The 15,369-nt window shown below is 68.2% G+C and carries 15 protein-coding genes; 3 read left to right on the top strand and 12 right to left on the bottom strand.

Going from position 1 to position 15,369, the window contains the following annotated elements; translation table 11 throughout:
• Positions 1–137 precede the first annotated feature (137 nt).
• Together OCGS_RS03725 and OCGS_RS03720 are read right to left on the bottom strand one after the other, a co-directional pair.
• Positions 138–827: an alpha/beta hydrolase gene (locus tag OCGS_RS03725; protein WP_007425890.1), complete on the bottom strand. Its 690-nt coding sequence runs from the start codon at positions 825–827 to the stop codon at positions 138–140.
• Complete coding sequence (locus OCGS_RS03720) at positions 824–1,453, bottom strand: DNA-3-methyladenine glycosylase family protein (RefSeq protein ID WP_007425889.1); 630 nt, start codon at positions 1,451–1,453, stop codon at positions 824–826. The genes OCGS_RS03725 and OCGS_RS03720 overlap by 4 nt, the downstream gene beginning before the upstream one ends.
• A 63-nt stretch (positions 1,454–1,516) precedes the next feature.
• Here OCGS_RS03720 and OCGS_RS03715 point away from each other — a divergent pair, with 63 nt between their 5' ends.
• A complete protein-coding gene (locus OCGS_RS03715) occupies positions 1,517–2,737 on the top strand; it encodes an MFS transporter (RefSeq protein ID WP_007425888.1) in 1,221 nt (406 codons plus the stop codon).
• Here OCGS_RS03715 and OCGS_RS03710 read toward each other — a convergent pair.
• The 6 genes from OCGS_RS03710 to OCGS_RS03685 form a co-directional block, all read right to left on the bottom strand.
• Positions 2,734–3,471, bottom strand: coding sequence for a squalene/phytoene synthase family protein (locus tag OCGS_RS03710; protein WP_007425887.1), 738 nt, complete (start codon positions 3,469–3,471; stop codon positions 2,734–2,736). The genes OCGS_RS03715 and OCGS_RS03710 overlap by 4 nt on opposite strands.
• The gene (gene cimA, locus OCGS_RS03705; RefSeq protein WP_052026120.1) at positions 3,468–5,129 is read right to left on the bottom strand and encodes a citramalate synthase; all 1,662 of its coding nucleotides are present in this window, start codon (positions 5,127–5,129) and stop codon (positions 3,468–3,470) included. The genes OCGS_RS03710 and cimA overlap by 4 nt, the downstream gene beginning before the upstream one ends.
• A complete protein-coding gene (cysS, locus tag OCGS_RS03700) occupies positions 5,078–6,439 on the bottom strand; it encodes a cysteine--tRNA ligase (protein ID WP_007425885.1) in 1,362 nt (453 codons plus the stop codon). The genes cimA and cysS overlap by 52 nt, the downstream gene beginning before the upstream one ends.
• 187 nt (positions 6,440–6,626) lie before the next feature.
• Positions 6,627–7,256 (bottom strand): outer membrane protein, encoded by a 630-nt coding sequence (locus OCGS_RS03695; RefSeq protein WP_007425884.1) that lies wholly within the window; start codon positions 7,254–7,256, stop codon positions 6,627–6,629.
• A 150-nt stretch (positions 7,257–7,406) separates the two neighbouring features.
• Positions 7,407–9,215: an ABC-F family ATP-binding cassette domain-containing protein gene (locus OCGS_RS03690; RefSeq protein WP_040610474.1), complete on the bottom strand. Its 1,809-nt coding sequence runs from the start codon at positions 9,213–9,215 to the stop codon at positions 7,407–7,409.
• Positions 9,216–9,247: 32 nt separating this feature from the next.
• Positions 9,248–9,979 carry a GNAT family N-acyltransferase gene (locus OCGS_RS03685; protein WP_007425882.1) on the bottom strand — a complete coding sequence of 244 codons (732 nt, stop codon included), beginning with the start codon at positions 9,977–9,979 and terminating at the stop codon, positions 9,248–9,250.
• A gap of 92 nt (positions 9,980–10,071) precedes the next feature.
• On the opposite strand from OCGS_RS03685, the gene msrB reads away from it, so the two are divergent.
• Entirely contained in the window at positions 10,072–10,473 is a 402-nt protein-coding gene (gene msrB / locus OCGS_RS03680; protein WP_007425881.1) for a peptide-methionine (R)-S-oxide reductase MsrB, read from the top strand.
• A gap of 1 nt (position 10,474) precedes the next feature.
• Here the strand turns inward: msrB and OCGS_RS03675 are convergent, their stop codons facing one another.
• Entirely contained in the window at positions 10,475–10,927 is a 453-nt protein-coding gene (locus tag OCGS_RS03675) for an outer membrane protein assembly factor BamE (protein WP_040610501.1), read from the bottom strand.
• A gap of 82 nt (positions 10,928–11,009) precedes the next feature.
• Here OCGS_RS03675 and OCGS_RS03670 point away from each other — a divergent pair, with 82 nt between their 5' ends.
• Positions 11,010–11,537: a YceD family protein gene (locus OCGS_RS03670; protein ID WP_007425879.1), complete on the top strand. Its 528-nt coding sequence runs from the start codon at positions 11,010–11,012 to the stop codon at positions 11,535–11,537.
• A 3-nt stretch (positions 11,538–11,540) separates the two neighbouring features.
• Here the strand turns inward: OCGS_RS03670 and ispG are convergent, their stop codons facing one another.
• The 3 genes from ispG to hemA form a co-directional block, all read right to left on the bottom strand.
• Positions 11,541–12,665: a flavodoxin-dependent (E)-4-hydroxy-3-methylbut-2-enyl-diphosphate synthase gene (gene ispG / locus OCGS_RS03665; protein ID WP_007425878.1), complete on the bottom strand. Its 1,125-nt coding sequence runs from the start codon at positions 12,663–12,665 to the stop codon at positions 11,541–11,543.
• 60 nt (positions 12,666–12,725) lie between these two features.
• Positions 12,726–13,979, bottom strand: a complete 1,254-nt coding sequence (locus OCGS_RS03660) for a helix-turn-helix domain-containing protein (protein WP_007425877.1) — start codon at positions 13,977–13,979, stop codon at positions 12,726–12,728.
• 135 nt (positions 13,980–14,114) lie between these two features.
• Complete coding sequence (gene hemA / locus OCGS_RS03655) at positions 14,115–15,338, bottom strand: 5-aminolevulinate synthase (RefSeq protein WP_007425876.1); 1,224 nt, start codon at positions 15,336–15,338, stop codon at positions 14,115–14,117.
• Between the last annotated feature and the right edge of the window lie 31 nt (positions 15,339–15,369).

Raw genomic sequence — 15,369 nt, 5'->3', positions numbered from 1 at the left:
AAGGTTAGCGGTATCAAAGGGCCATGCCCCCTGCAAAGCCGGATCGCAAGCCATTTGCCATTCCCCCTGATACAACCTGCCCCCAAGTTTCACCGGGGCAACAGGTCACACCGTGTCACAACGGCATTACCGGGCGCTTAACGTGTGCCGGTCTGCGCTTCGTCTGAAAGGCTCAGGTGCGACCGGATAAAGGCCAGCGCCACGCTCAGCCCGTCGGGGGCGATGCCGTGAGCGGTTCCCTTGCTGATATGGGCGAAGACGTCGAAGCCTGCCGCCTGAAGCGCCTGCGCGGCTTCGGGCAGCGATTCGGGCGGGACGACCTGATCCTGATCGCCATGCACCAGCAGGATCGGCGCCCGGCTGACGACATGCCCTTCCAGCGCGTCGGCCCGCAGCAGCCGCCCGGAAAAACCGACGACGCAGGCGACGGGCCGCGGCCGGCGCGGCGCCACGTCGAGCGCCATCATCGTGCCTTGCGAGAATCCCATCAGCACCAGCCGGTCGTCGGTCAGCCCCTCATCCTCGAGCACCGCGTCGAGATAGGCGTCGAGATCACGCGCCGCGCGGTCCATGCCTTCTTCCGCTGTGGCGGGATCCGACCCGTCGATCCAGGGGATGGGAAACCACTGAAATCCCATCGGCGCCCCGGCACAGCGTTCGGGTGCGTCGGGTGCCAGAAAGACGGTGCCGGGCATATGGGGCGCCAACGGGTCGGCCAGGCCCATCAGGTCGGCGCCGTTGGCGCCATAGCCGTGCAGGAAGATGACGGCCTGCCGCGCGCTGCCCTTCTGCGCCCCCCTGCGGCCGGCCTTCAGAATGCGTGTCAAAGCGTGCCCTCCCGGTCCTTCGCGACACGGTAGTAGGCCCAGAGCGCGCGGGCCGCAACGCCCCGCCAGGGACGCCAGCCCTCGGCAAGCTGGCGCAGCGCGCGGTCGCGCGGACGGTCGGGCAGGTCGAACAGCAACCGCGCCGCTTCCTGCAAGGCCAGATCGCCTGCCGGAAAGGCGTCGGCACGCCCCAGCGAAAACAGCGCGTAAATCTCGGCCGTCCACACGCCGATGCCCGGCACCGCGACCAGACGCGCGATCACCTCGTCGGTGGGCGCGCGATCCAGCGCGTCGAAGTCGATACCGGCCCCGGCCAGCGCCTTGACATAGCGGGCCTTGGGGCGGCTGAGGCCGCAGGCGCGCAAGGCGTCGTCATCGGCGAGTCGGGCGATGGCCGGGTCGTGAAATCCCGCCTCGCGCACCCGCGCTGCGATGGCGGCAGCGGCGGCGACGCTGACCTGCTGGCTGACGATGGCATCGACCAGCGCCGGATAGCCGCCCGGACGCAGGCGCAGCGGCCAGGGGCCGGTCGCCGCCAGGACAGGGCCGAAGCGCGGTTCGACCCGGACAAGCCAATCCGCCCCTTCGGCAATGCACGCCTCGCCGGTGATGATCCGTTCGTCCATGGCCTGTCCCGCAGGGTTGCCGCCACCCTTCCCAACGTCGCCGCGACGGCCTATGGCAAGGCGATGACCAACCTCGACGCCGCCCGAACCGCCCGCCATGCCCGCCGCAATGTCGCGATCCTCGTCGCGGCGCAAGGGTTTCTGGGCGCACAGATGCCGATGATCTTCGTCATCGGCGGCCTCGCGGGGCAATCGCTGGCCGCGAATGTCTGCTTTGCGACCTTGCCGATCTCGATGATCATCGTCGGCTCGATGCTGTCGGCGCAGCCGCTATCGGCGATCATGCAGCGCTATGGGCGGCGCGCGGGCTTTCTTTGCGGCACGGCGGGCGGATCGCTGGGGGCGCTGATCGGCGCCTGGGGACTGATGACGGCCAGCTTTCCGATCTTCCTTCTTGGCTCGCTTTTCACCGGCCTTTACCTGAGCGCGCAGGGCTTCTATCGCTTCGCGGCAGCGGACACGGCGTCGGATGCCTTCCGGCCCAAGGCGATCAGCTATGTCCTTGCCGGCGGGCTGATCAGCGCGATCATCGGGCCGCAACTGGTCAAGGTGACGGCGGATGCGATGGTGGTGCCGTTCCTTGGCACCTATCTTGCGGTGATCGCCATCAACCTCGTCGGATCGCTGCTGTTTCTGGGGCTGCGCATTCCGAGGCCACCGGCGCCCGCGGCCGACGCGCCCATCGGCCGCAGCCGGGGCGAGCTGTTGCGCACGCCGCGCATCGCGGTGGCCATCATCTGCGCCATGGTCTCCTATGCGCTGATGAACCTCGTGATGACCTCGACGCCGCTGGCCGTCGTGGGGTGCGGGTTCGACAAGGCGGATGCGGCGGATGTCGTGTCGTTTCACGTCCTCGCGATGTATGTGCCCAGCTTTTTCACCGGCCACCTCATCGCCCGTTTCGGGGTCGAGCGTATCCTTGGGCTGGGTCTGGCGATCCTGGCCGCGTCCGGCATCGCCGGGTTGTCCGGGGTGGATCTGCCGAATTTCTATCTGGCGCTGATCCTTCTCGGCGTCGGCTGGAACTTCGGCTTCATCGGCGCCACGTCGATGCTGGCCTCGGCCCAGCGGCCCGAGGAACGCGGGCGGCTTCAGGGCATGAACGACGCCATCGTCATGGGTTGCGTCGCGCTGGCGTCGATCGCGTCGGGCGGTCTGATGAACTGCTCGGGCGGAACGCCGGTCGATGGCTGGAACGCGGTGAACATCGCGATGGCGCCGTTTCTGGCGCTCGCGGGCGGCGCGCTGATCTGGCTCTGGCTCAGGCCGCGCCAGACGGCCTAGACGGACGCGGCCAGCAGACGCAGGCGTTTGCCGCCTTCGGATAGTCCGACCGCGCCCCGTTCCACGCGGGCGGGATCGCGCAGGATTGCCGTCAGCAGCGGCCGCGCCTGCCACGTTTCCAACGTGGCGATGCGCGCCGGCCGCGACAGTGACCGCGCACGCGGCATGTCCCCCAGATACCGTCGCGCAAGGCCGCGCACCGTCTCGGGGCTGTCATCGGTCAGCGGACGCTTGCCCGCCGCCTTCAGCGCGGGAAGGGCGGCGAGATAGCGGGCAAGTCCCGCCGCACGGGCCAGCCTGCGCACGGCGTCTTCCTCGACCGCCCCCAGCGAACGGGCAGCCGTCCAGGCCAGATTGCCCGCCGTCGCGTCGAGGTAGGCATCCAGCGCCGCGTCGTCTGCATGCGGATCGGTGCCGATGTCCCAGTGCCTTGCGTCGATCAGCCCGTCCAGCAGGGCCGCTGATCCGGCATCGAGGAAACCCAGCGCAGCGGCGACTTCGTGCCGCGCAGGATCCTTCGCGGATCGCGGTCCGCCCAGAAGGTCGCGCCACCATTGCAGCCGCATCTGCGCCAGCATCGGTTCTTTCGTCACCCAGGGGGCACGCGTGACCTCGACGTTGAAGGCGTAAAGCGGAAACAGGATCGTCCGTGCCGCAGGCGGCGCCGCCATCGTCGCCAGGAACCGGTCGGGATCGCCGTTTCGGACGATCTCGGCACAGGCCTGCACGCTCATGCGGGGGTCGCGCCGTCACGGATCAATTTCCACTGGATACCGTCCAGCAGCGCCTCGAAGCTGGCATCGACGATGTTGGGCGACACCCCGACGGTGGACCAGCGCCGCCCTTCGCCGTCGGCGTGCTCGATAATGACGCGGGTCACGGCCTCGGTTCCGCCCTGGGTGATGCGGACCTTGAAATCCACCAGCCGCATATCGTCGATATGGGCCTGATACGGCCCCAGATCCTTCGCCAATGCCTTGGCCAGCGCGTTGACCGGGCCGCGGTCGCCGCCGCCCGCATCCATCGACTCGCTGACCGACAGCGTCTTGGTGCCGCCGATCTTGACGACGACGACCGCCTCGGACAGCGACACCATGCGATCGCGCTTGTCCTTGCGCCGCTCGATCGTCACGCGATAGCGCTTCACCTCGAAGAAGCGCGGCAGGCGCCCCAGCTCGCGGCGCGCCATCAGCTCGAAACTGGCCTGTGCCGTGTCATAGGAATAGCCTTCGGCCTCGCGCGCCTTTACCGCGTCGAGGATCCGCGCCAGAGCCGGATCGCCCTTCTCGACGGCCAGTCCCATATCCGCCAGCCGCGCGATCAGGTTCGACTGGCCCGCCTGGTTCGACATGGGCACGATGCGGGTGTTGCCGACCTGGGCCGGATCGACATGTTCGTAAAGCGCAGGGTTCTTGGCCACGGCGCTGGCATGCAGCCCCGCCTTGTGCGCAAAGGCCGATCCGCCGACATAGGGGCGCGACGCCACCGGCACCCGGTTGAGGATGTCGTCCAGCGCGCGCGATGTGCGGGTCAGCCCGGTCAGCGCATCGGCGGGCACGCCCGTCGTGACGCGGTCGGCGTATTTCAGCGCCAGCGTGGGGATCAGCGTCGTCAGGCTGGCATTGCCGCAGCGTTCGCCAAGACCGTTCAGCGTGCCCTGCACCTGCCGCGCGCCGGCCTCGATCGCCGCCAGCGATCCGGCCACGGCGCATCCGGCATCGTCATGCGTGTGGATGCCCAGCCGGTCGCCCGGAATGCCCGCCGCGATCACCGCGGCCACGATGTCGCCGATCCTGCCGGGCATCGTGCCGCCATTGGTGTCGCACAGCACGATCCAGCGCGCGCCGGCTTGCAGCGCCGCGTGGAGGCAATCCAGCGCATGGCCCCTGTCCGACAACCACCCGTCGAAGAAGTGCTCGGCATCGAACAGCGTCTCGCGGTCCTTGCCGACGCAATGGGCGACCGAGGCGGCGATGTTCTCGACATTCTCGGCCAGTTCGATGCCGAGGGCCGCGCGGACGTGGAAATCGTGGGTCTTGCCGACAAGGCAGACGGCCGGCGTTCCGGCGTTCAGCACCGCGGCCAGAACGTCGTCGTTGGCAGCCGACCGTCCTTGGCGCCGCGTCATGCCGAAGGCCGTCATCGTCGCGCGGGTCGGCGGCAGGGCGTCGAAAAACGCGCTGTCGGTCGGGTTCGCTCCGGGCCAGCCGCCTTCGATGTAATCGACGCCGAGCGCGTCCAGCATCGCGGCGATCCGCCGTTTTTCGGCCGCCGAAAACTGCACGCCCTGCGTCTGCTGCCCGTCGCGCAGCGTCGTGTCGTAGATCGTCAGACGCTCGGTCACGACAGCGCCTTCAACGGGACGGGATCGAAGCCTGCCTTGACCTTCCATTCGGTCGGACCGTCGGGCCGGTCCTGCAACTGGACCCCCGCCGCATCGAACGCGGCGCGGATCGCGTCCGCGCGGGCGAAGTTCCGGGCAGTCCGGGCACTGCGCCGCTCGCCCAGAAGACGCTCGATAAGGGCGCTGTCCACCGGAACGTCGACCTCGGGCAAGCCGCGCTGCATCAGACCCAGAAGCGACGCGCCCGCCTTCAGCCTTGCGCCGTCACCCTCATTGGCCAGCCGGTGGAGGGCCGCAATGGCACCCGGCGTGTTCAGATCGTCCGCCAGTGCGTCGGCAACGGCCGTAACGTCGTCGCTGGCGTCGCAGCCCGCGGCGAGATCCTGCCAGCGGCGCAAGGTCGCTTCCGCCTCGGCCACGCGATCTTCCGTCCAGTCCATCGGCTTGCGGTAATGCGTGGACAGCAGAACGAAGCGGATCACCTCGCCCGGCACCCCGTCCTCCAGCAGATCGCGCACGGTGAAGAAATTGCCGAGGCTCTTGGACATCTTGCGCCCCTCGACTTGCAGCATCTCGTTGTGCAGCCACACATTCGCCATCGGCGTGCCTTCATGGGCGCAGACGCTTTGCGCGATCTCGTTCTCGTGGTGGGGGAAGATCAGGTCGCCGCCGCCCGCATGAATGTCGAAATGCGCGCCCAGCAATTCCGCGCTCATGGCCGAGCATTCGATGTGCCAGCCGGGCCGCCCCCTGCCCCACGGGCTGTCCCAACCGGGCAGGTCCGGGGACGACGGTTTCCAGAGCACGAAATCCATCGGGTCGCGCTTGTAGGGGGCCACCTCGACACGCGCGCCAGCCTTCATGTCCTCGACCGTGCGGCCCGACAGCGCCCCGTATTGCGCATAGCTCGCCACCGCGAACAGCACATGGCCCTGCGCTTCATAGGCATGGCCCCTGGCGATCAGCGTCTCGATCATCGCGATCATCTGCGGGACATAGGCGGTGGCGCGCGGCATGTGGTCGGGCGGCAGCACGTTCAGCGCCGCCATGTCGTCCAGATACCAGCGCGTCGTCTCGTCGGTGATCTCGGCGATGGGGCGCCCGGTCTCGGCCGCGCGGGCATTTATCTTGTCGTCCACGTCGGTGATGTTGCGCACATAGGTCACATGGTCCGCACCATACCGATGCCGCAGCAGCCGGTAGAGGACATCGAACACCACGGCGGCACGGGCATTGCCCAGATGCGCGCGGTCGTAGACGGTCGGGCCGCACGCATAGACGCGCACATTCGCGGGGTCGATCGGATCCAGCGCGACCTTGCGGCGCGATGCGGTGTTGGTCAGCCTGATGGGGGTCATGGGGTCGCGCCGTCCTTTATGAAGGGCGGTCGGCTCGGTGGGACGCAAGGCAAGAAGACCGGACCGCCGCGGCAGGGTCAGATGGGAAAGATGCTGCGACAGGTCTTCATGGCGCCGGTCTAGCGCCGCGCGCCCCGGACGGCAAGGGGCCCGGCCTGGCCGGACCCCCTAACGCGAATGGCGTCGTTCAGAAGCGCAGCGCAACCCGCGCCTGGATCGTGTTGGCGCTGACGTCAATGTCGGTGCCGTCGAAATCGTCCCAGTCGTGACGCAGGAACTCGCCGCCGACCAGAACCCGGTCGGTCACGGCATAATCGACGCCCACACCGTATGCGACGCCGGTATCGCTGAGATCGTCGCCGTTCTTCGCTTTGGCATAGGCCGCGCCGACGGTGGCATAGGGCAGCCACTTGCCCGCATCGTAGCCCGCACGCAGTTTCACGCGGTGAACCTGATCGACGGACAGGTCGGTGCCGTCATAGTCCAGATTGGCTGCGTTCAGGTCGATTTCACCGCCCAGCACGAAGGTGCCGAAATCGTACTGGTAGCCTGCGAAGATACCGCCGATGGCGCCATCGGCTTCATCCAGCGCGTTCGTCAGACCCAGCACATCGTCGTTGCCGGTGCTGGCATTGACGTTGCCATAGCCCAGCGACAGACCGCCATAGGCGCCGGTCCAGTCGCGGCCGAAGGCGACGACGGGCGCGGCGACGGCAACGACGGGCTCGGGCTGCGCGGGGGCAAGGCCGCCGGCCTGCGACGCGGTGGCGATCATCAGACCCGCCAGCGCGGTCGATCCGATTGCGAATAGTTTCATGTCTCGTTCCTTCCGTTCTCGGGCAGGCGGCAGCGCCTGCCTGCTGCCACCGACCTAGGCCGCGCCCTTCGTGAATGATAGTCCCGCCAGACGCATAGCGGGTTTGACGGCAACGAACCGCCGTCACGAAGCCGCGAGGGCGGTGTGAGATCAGGCGCCCGCGCGCTCCTCCAGCGCCAGCCACTCGTCCTCGGCCAAGGACAGGGCTTTCTGCCGTGCGGTCAGGGCCTCGGTCGCCTTGGCGAACTTGACGGGCTCGCGCGAGAACAGGCCGGGATCGGCCAAAAGCGTTTCCAGTTTGAAAATCTCCGCCTCAAGCCGCGCAATCTCGGCCGGCAGGGATTCCAGCCGGTGCCGTTCCGTGAAGCTGAGCGACGATGCCGCAGGACCGCTGGTCCTGGTGCGTGCGGGCTGCGGGGCCTCGGACCGCGCGGGCGTTACCGGCGGCGCCTCGGTTCGCTGGGCCTGATAATCGCTCCACCCGCCGGCATAGGCGATCACGCGCCCGCCCCCTTCGAAGGCCAGAGTGGTCGTCGCCACGCGATCGAGGAAGTCCCGGTCGTGGCTGACAAGCAACACCGTGCCGTCATAATCGCCCAGCAGGTCTTGCATCAGATCCAGCGTTTCTAGGTCCAGATCGTTCGTCGGCTCGTCCAGAACCAGCAGATTGCTTTGCCGCGCCATGATCCGCGCCAGCAGCAGGCGCGCCTTCTCGCCTCCTGAAAGCGACCGCACCGGCGCCCGCGCCTGCGCTTCGGTGAACAGGAAATCCTTGAGGTATCCGACGACATGGCGCGGCTGGCCACGCACCATGACCTGATCGGCCGCCCCCGACACCCGCATTTCGGGCGTTCCCGTCAGGCTGTCCCACAGCGACATTTCGGGGTCGAGCTGCGCGCGGGTCTGATCGAACACGGCCATTTCCAGATTGGTGCCCAACACGACCTCGCCCGTGTCGGGGGCCTCAAGGCCGGTCAGCATCCTCAGCAAGGTGGTCTTTCCCGCGCCGTTCGGGCCGACGAACGCCACTCGTTCGCTCCGTTGGACGCGCAGCGAAAAGGGCGCGACGATCACCCGGCCGCCGTAGGATTTCGAGATGTTGCGCGCCTCGATCACCCGCTTGCCGGATCGTGCGCCGGCTTCCAGATCCATCGCCGCGGTGCCCTGGCGCCGAACCATCGACGCGCGGTCTTCGCGCATGGCGGCCAAAGCGCGCAGGCGGCCCTGGTTGCGTTTGCGGCGGGCGCTGATCCCCTCGACGGCCCAGCGGCCTTCGGCCTTGATCTTGCGGTCGAGCTTGTGGCGCTGGGTGTCTTCCTCGTCCCAGACGGCGTCGCGCCAATCCTCGAAGGCGTCGAACCCCTTTTCCTGACGGCGCACCTGTCCGCGGTCGATCCAGAGCGTCGCGCGGGTCAGATTCCTGAGAAAAGTGCGGTCGTGGCTTATCAGAACATAGGCGGTTCGGGTGGTCGTAAGTTCGTTTTCGAGCCAAGCGATGGCGGAAATGTCGAGGTGGTTGGTGGGTTCGTCCAGCAGCATCAGTTCGGGCGCCTCGGCCAGCAGCTTGGCCAGCGCGGCGCGGCGGCGTTCCCCGCCCGAGGCGGTGGCGGGGTCGGCGGCAAGGTCGAATTGCAGACCTTCGGCCACCGCCTCGACACGCCATGCCTCGGCGGGGTCGAGCCTTGAGGACGCGAAATCCCCAAGCGTGGCAAAGCCTTGCATCGTCGGCTCCTGCTCCATGTAGCCGACATGGATGCCGGGCGGCAGGGCGCGCTGACCGGCATCGGGTTCGACCAGACCGGCCATCACCTTCATCAAGGTTGACTTGCCGGACCCGTTGCGCCCGACCAGCGCCACGCGGTCTCCGGGCTGAACCACCAGGTTCAGATCCGCGAAAACGGGGGTTCCGCCGAATGTAAGAGAAACGTCGGATAGCTGTAGGATCGGTGTGCGCGCCATGACGCGCGAGGTATGCGGCGGCCCGGCCCGCGTCAATGACCGTCGCAGGCGCCGGCCAGGGCACGCAGCAGGCGCGCGCGGGCGGGCGGGATGCCGGCCACGGGCACGCCCACGAAGACGTGCAGCGTATCCATCGCGGCGTCGATCACCGCATGGTCCCCGGCGCGTCCGCCCATCGCCAGATAGGACCGCAGCAGCGGGGGCATTCCCGCCATCGCGTCCGCGCCCTCGCGCGCCAGCGGGGCCAGTTCCACAATGCGACCGGCCCGCCTGCCCGGCCGCCAGTCGGGGGGTGCGCGGTGGCGGCGGTAAAGATGCCCGAGCGCCGCGCGGTGCGCCGCCGGATCGGCGCCCGGAAACGACGCGCAGCCGAACAGCATCGCCGCGCCGCTGTCGTCCACCAGCCGCGCGAGCCACCCCCAGGCCAGCCGCAGGATGTCGGGCGCGTCGGGGCCGGGGCGGATGCAGAAGCGCCCCAGTTCGATCATCGGGCCGGGCTGCCGCGCCAGCGCGTCGAGCGCGTAAAGACCGCCGCAATAGCCGCGATGGACATCGCCGCCCGAGGGATGGACGATATGGCGGAAGGTGCAGACGACGCGGCCCTGCCCGTCCTCGACCAGCACATGCGCGAAAAGAGCGTCCAGGGGATCGGCGGCGGCCCGGTCGGCGGGAAAGACGGTGCGGCGCAGATCGAGGCAGGCGGCCCGGTCGCGCGCATCCGCCGCGTGCCGGACCCGGTAGCGCATCGTGCCGGGCGCGGTCACGGCCGCGGCCTTGGATGGCGGCGCGGACGCCCTAGATTCGGCACAGCCAGCGCGCCGTGACGGAACGGCGCGGATACCCGAAAGGACGACCCATGCAGAAGATCGAAAAGACCGATGCCGAGTGGCGCGCCGAGTTGAGCGACGAAGCCTACAAGGTGACGCGCAAGCACGGCACCGAGCGCGCCGGCACGCACGAGGATTTTCCCAAGGAACCGGGCACGTTCAACTGCGTCTGCTGCGGGTTGCCGGTTTTCGACCAGGCGGCCAAGTTCGACAGCGGCACCGGCTGGCCGTCCTTCTGGCAGCCCGCCGATCCCGCCAACGTGGAGACGAGCGAGGATCGCAAGTTCTTCATGAAGCGGACGGAAGTGCATTGCGCGCGGTGCGAGGCGCATCTGGGCCATGTCTTTCCCGACGGGCCGCAGCCGACCGGCCTGCGCTATTGCATCAACGGCGTGGCGCTGACCTTCGATCCGGCCACCGGCGGCGCCTGACCTAGCGGTCGCCGCCATCGAGGAAATCGGCGGGATTGAAGTTGCCGACGTTGCGGAAAAGCTGTTGAAGGAAGCCGACGCCCTGCACGTTGCTTTCCGTGACGCGGCGCGACAGCGGCACGACGCGGCCCTGCTGAAGCCCGAACCGTTCGACATTGCTGACGGTGCCCTGCGGCGTGAAGCTGATGGCGACGACTTCGCGGTCAACCTCGACCGGGGCCTGCCAGGCGTAGTCGCGCCAGCGCGAGCGGACGAAATACCAGCCGCTGTCGTCCAGCACCCCGGTCGCCACGGGACGGCCCACGGTATCGGCGACCGTCTGCTGGCTATCGCCGATCTGCACCAGCGCAAGCTGGTCGTCGGTCGGGACATAGCCGTGGTTGCGGTAAAGCGTGGTGCAGCCCGCCAGGACGATCAGCAGCGCCCCCAGCGTCAGTCGCGATGCGCGTGCCATGCCTGCCCCCTTGCCGCGGTTTCCCCCGCCCTTCATGCGGACTACATGATGAGGGACAGGAAGTTCAAGAACGGGTGATGCCATGATGCGGAAGACGCTTGTGCGTCTCGACGATACGTCCCGCCGGACCGAGCGGCAGTTCGAGATCGAGCCGGATGCCGAGGCCCGCGCCGCGATGGCGGACGCGCTGGGACTGGACGCGCTGCGCAAGCTGCGGTTCCGGGGCACGCTGACGCCACACGGCCGGCGCGACTGGACCTTGCGGGCCGATCTGGGCGCGACCGTGGTGCAACCCTGCGGCATCACGCTGGCGCCGGTGACGACGCGGATCGACGACACGGTCGAGCGGACCTATCTGGCCGAAATGGACACGGCCGCCCCCGGCGGCGAGGTCGAGATGCCGCAGGACGTGACGCAGGAGCCACTTCCGGCGGCGCTGGATCTCGACGAGGTGCTGTTCGAGGCGCTGGCGCTGGCCGTGCCGGCATTCCCCCGCGCGCCGGGTGCCGAGATCGGTCAGGTGCTGCATGCCGAACCGGGAACGGCGCCGATGCGCGACGAGGATACCCGCCCCTTCGCCGGCCTGCGCGACGCGATGAAGGACGACTAGCGCCTATTCGGCAGCGAGGGCTGTCTGCGCCTCGATCTCGGCGGCCTTCTTTTCGACCAGATCGACGATATGGTCGATCATGCCGGCATTGCCCAGCTTGTGATGCTGGCGGCCGGCCAGATAGACCATGCCCGAATCCTTGCCGCCGCCGGTGAAGCCCACATCGGTCATCAGCGCCTCGCCCGGACCGTTGACGACGCAGCCGATGATCGACAGCGACATCGGCGTCTTGATATGGGCCAGCCGTTCCTCCAGCGCCTCGACGGTGCGGATCACGTCGAAGCCCTGCCGTGCGCAGGACGGGCACGAGATGATGTTCACGCCACGATGCCGCAGCCCCAGCGCCTTGAGGATCTCGTAGCCGACGCGCACTTCCTCAACCGGATCGGCCGACAGCGAGACGCGCAACGTGTCGCCGACGCCCATCCACAGAAGGTTGCCCAGACCGATGGCGGATTTGACGGTGCCGGCGTTGAGGCTGCCCGCCTCGGTGATGCCAAGGTGGATGGGCGCGTCGGTAGCGTCGGCCAGCGCCTGATAGGCGGCGGCGGACAGGAACACGTCGGACGCCTTGGCGCTGATCTTGAATTCGTGGAAATCGTTGTCTTGCAGGATGGCGATGTGGCGCAGGCCGGATTCGACCATCGCCTCGGGACAGGGTTCGCCGTATTTTTCCAGCAGATCCCGTTCGAGCGAGCCCGCGTTGACGCCGATGCGGATGGAACAGCCGTGGTCCTTCGCGGCGCGGATCACCTCGCGCACGCGGTCGTCGCTGCCGATATTGCCGGGATTGATCCGCAGGCAGGCCGCGCCCGCCTCGGCCGCCTCGATCGCGCGTTTGTAGTGGAAGTGGATGTCGGCGACGATGGGGACGGGGCTTTCGCGGACGATTTCGCGCAGGGCGCGGGTCGCGTCGGTATCGGGACAGGACACGCGCACGATGTCGGCGCCCGCCTCGGCGCAGGCGACGACCTGGGCGATGGTGGCGGCGGCGTCGCCGGTATCGGTGTTGGTCATCGTCTGGACCGAGATCGGCGCGTCGCCCCCCACGGGGACGGTGCCGACCATGATCCGGCGCGACTTGCGGCGGTGGATGTTGCGCCAGGGACGCACGGCGTTCAGCGACATGAAGCGGCTCCGGTCGGGAATGGGGCTAATGTATGCCGCGGGCGCGGGCGCGCAACCGCCTCACTCGGACGGGGCGGCGATTCCGGGCGGCGTGTCGGGGGTGGATCGCAGTTCGGCCACCACGCGGGCCAGGGCGGCGTCGGCCTCCATATCCGCGACGCGGTAGGTCTGCGTCAGGCTTTCCGCGTCGAGGGCGAGGTTGCCGGTCACTTGCCCGTTGCCGCCGGCGGGACCGTAGGCGGTGCCGTTCACGGCGAAATAGATGGCGCCCGATTCGCCGGTCCGCAGGGTGGCGGGCTTTTCCGTGGCGGGCAGGACGAAACGGTCGCCCTCCTTCATGATCTGTTCGTATAGCACCGTGCCGTCGGCGGCCTTGACGCGCACCCAGGACGGGCGGACGGCCATCAGCACGACGTCGGGCACGGCCTGCGCGACCACCTGCACGGCGCCGGCATCGGCGGGGGTGTCGGACGTATCGGGGACCGCGTCGGTGGCGGCGGCCAGGACGGTGCGAGCGGCATCGGCGGCGGCATCGGGACCGCGGACCAGCGCACTGGGCCGGTCGGCCCGAAGCGCGCCGATGGGACCGTCCCGCGCCACCAGGATCGGCACGTCGAGCGCCTGGGGCCGGTAGAGCCGTTCGAACCCGTCGGACGCGGCGGGCGCGATACCGGGATCGTCCGGCGTATCGAGATCGGGCTGGCGCACGGCATCGAGCGGGTCGAGTTCGGCCACCACCTGCGGCACCTGTTCGACGGGCACGAAGCGCACCTTCTGCACCTCGTTCAGAACCGAATAGCCGCCATATCCCAGCAGGGCGATCAGCCCCAGCAGCACCGCGGTCGAGCCGATGGCGCCGGGCTGCACCCGCGACAGCATGCTTTCCGAGGGCGGAACGAAGCCCGTTCCCCTGCCCGCGAAGGGATCGCCGCGCATGCCGGTCACGCGCGCGGGTTCGGCGCGGCGCGACGACGCGGCGGGCGACATGCCGTGCGCGGTGGCGAAATCGCCTTCGGTGCAGAAGGCGCGATAGGCCCAGTCGGGATCGAGTTCGAGATAGCGCGCATAGGACCGCACATAGCCCGCGATGAAGCCGGGGGTTTCGAAGGCGGACGGATCGGCATTCTCGATCGCGGCGATATAGGTGGCCTTGATCTTGAGTTCGCGCTGCACGTCCAGCAGCGACTTACCCAAAGTCGCCCGTTCGCCGCGCATGACATCGCCCAGCCGCAGGTCGTAATCGTCAAAACCGCGAACGATTTCCGTCGGTTCTTCGACGGTCCTCGTTTCCTTGTGACGGAAACGCCCGATCATTCCGCTCGCCCCTCGCGCTGCCTCGCGAACCCTTGTCCGAACCCTGCCGCCCAGCGGTTTCCGATTCGGATCGGGTCGTTCATTTGCGATGAGAGTTACACGACCCAAGGGCCGGTGCACACGGGCAAATTGCGTTCAGGCGCTTTGTTCGGCGCGATTCAGCGCACAATGCGACCAAAGCGCATCCATCGCGCGGATCAGCTTTTCAGTTTCCAGGGGGCCATGCACCGGCGACGGCGTGAAGCGCAGCCGTTCGGTCCCGCGCGGCACGGTGGGGAAGTTGATCGGCTGGACATAGATGCCGTAATCGTCGAGCAGCAGGTCGCTGAGCTTCTTGCAATGCACCGGATTTCCGACATGCACCGGCACGATATGGCTGCCGTGGTCGATCAGCGGCAGGCCCATCCCCTTGAGCCGCATCTTCAGCGTCCGGGCGGCGGTCTGGTGGCGGTCGCGCAGGTCGCGGTCGGTCTTGAGGTGCCGGACAGAGGCCGCGGCCCCCGCCGCCACGGCCGGCGGCAGCGATGTCGTGAAGATGAAGCCCGGCGCGTAAGACCTTATCGCGTCGCACAATTTCGCCGACGACGCGATATAGCCGCCCATCACTCCATAGGCTTTGGCAAGCGTGCCGTTGATGATGTCGATACGCCCCGTCAGGCCGTCGCGCTCGGCCACGCCGCCGCCGCGGGGGCCATACATGCCGACGGCGTGAACCTCGTCGAGATAGGTCAGCGCGCCGAATTCCTGCGCCAGATCGCAGATCGCCGCGATGGGCGCGAAGTCGCCGTCCATCGAATAGACGGATTCGAACGCGATAAGCTTGGGAAGGGCCGGATCCTCGGCGGCGAGCAGTTCGCGCAGATGGTCGAGGTCGTTGTGGCGGAAGATGCGCTTGGCGCCGCCGTTGCGGCGCACCCCCTCGATCATCGAGGCATGGTTGAGACTGTCGGAATAGATGACGAGGCCGGGAAACAGTTTCGGCAGCGTCGACAATGTGGCGTCGTTGGCGATATAGGCGCTGGTGAACAGCAGGGCCGCTTCCTTGCGGTGCAGATCCGCCAGTTCGGCCTCGAGCCGCTTGTGATGCACCGTGGTGCCCGAAATGTTGCGCGTGCCGCCCGACCCCGCGCCCGTCGCGTCGAGCGCGTCGTGCATCGCCGCCAGCACCACGGGATGCTGGCCCATGCCCAGATAGTCGTTGCCGCACCAGACGGTGACGGGCCGTTCCGTTCCGTCGGGCCGGCGCCAGACCGCGTGGGGATAGGCCCCGCGCCGCCGCTCTATGTCGATGAAGGTGCGATAGCGGCCCTCGTCGTGCAGGCGCTGAAGAGCGGCGTCGATGCTGGCTTCATAATTCACAACCGGGCCTCATTCTCGTCTCAGGGGGTCA

Origin of the sequence: Oceaniovalibus guishaninsula JLT2003 (assembly GCF_000299575.1) — a bacterium.
Lineage (GTDB): Bacteria > Pseudomonadota > Alphaproteobacteria > Rhodobacterales > Rhodobacteraceae > Palleronia > Palleronia guishaninsula.
This window is presented reverse-complemented; position numbering and strand designations above follow the sequence as displayed.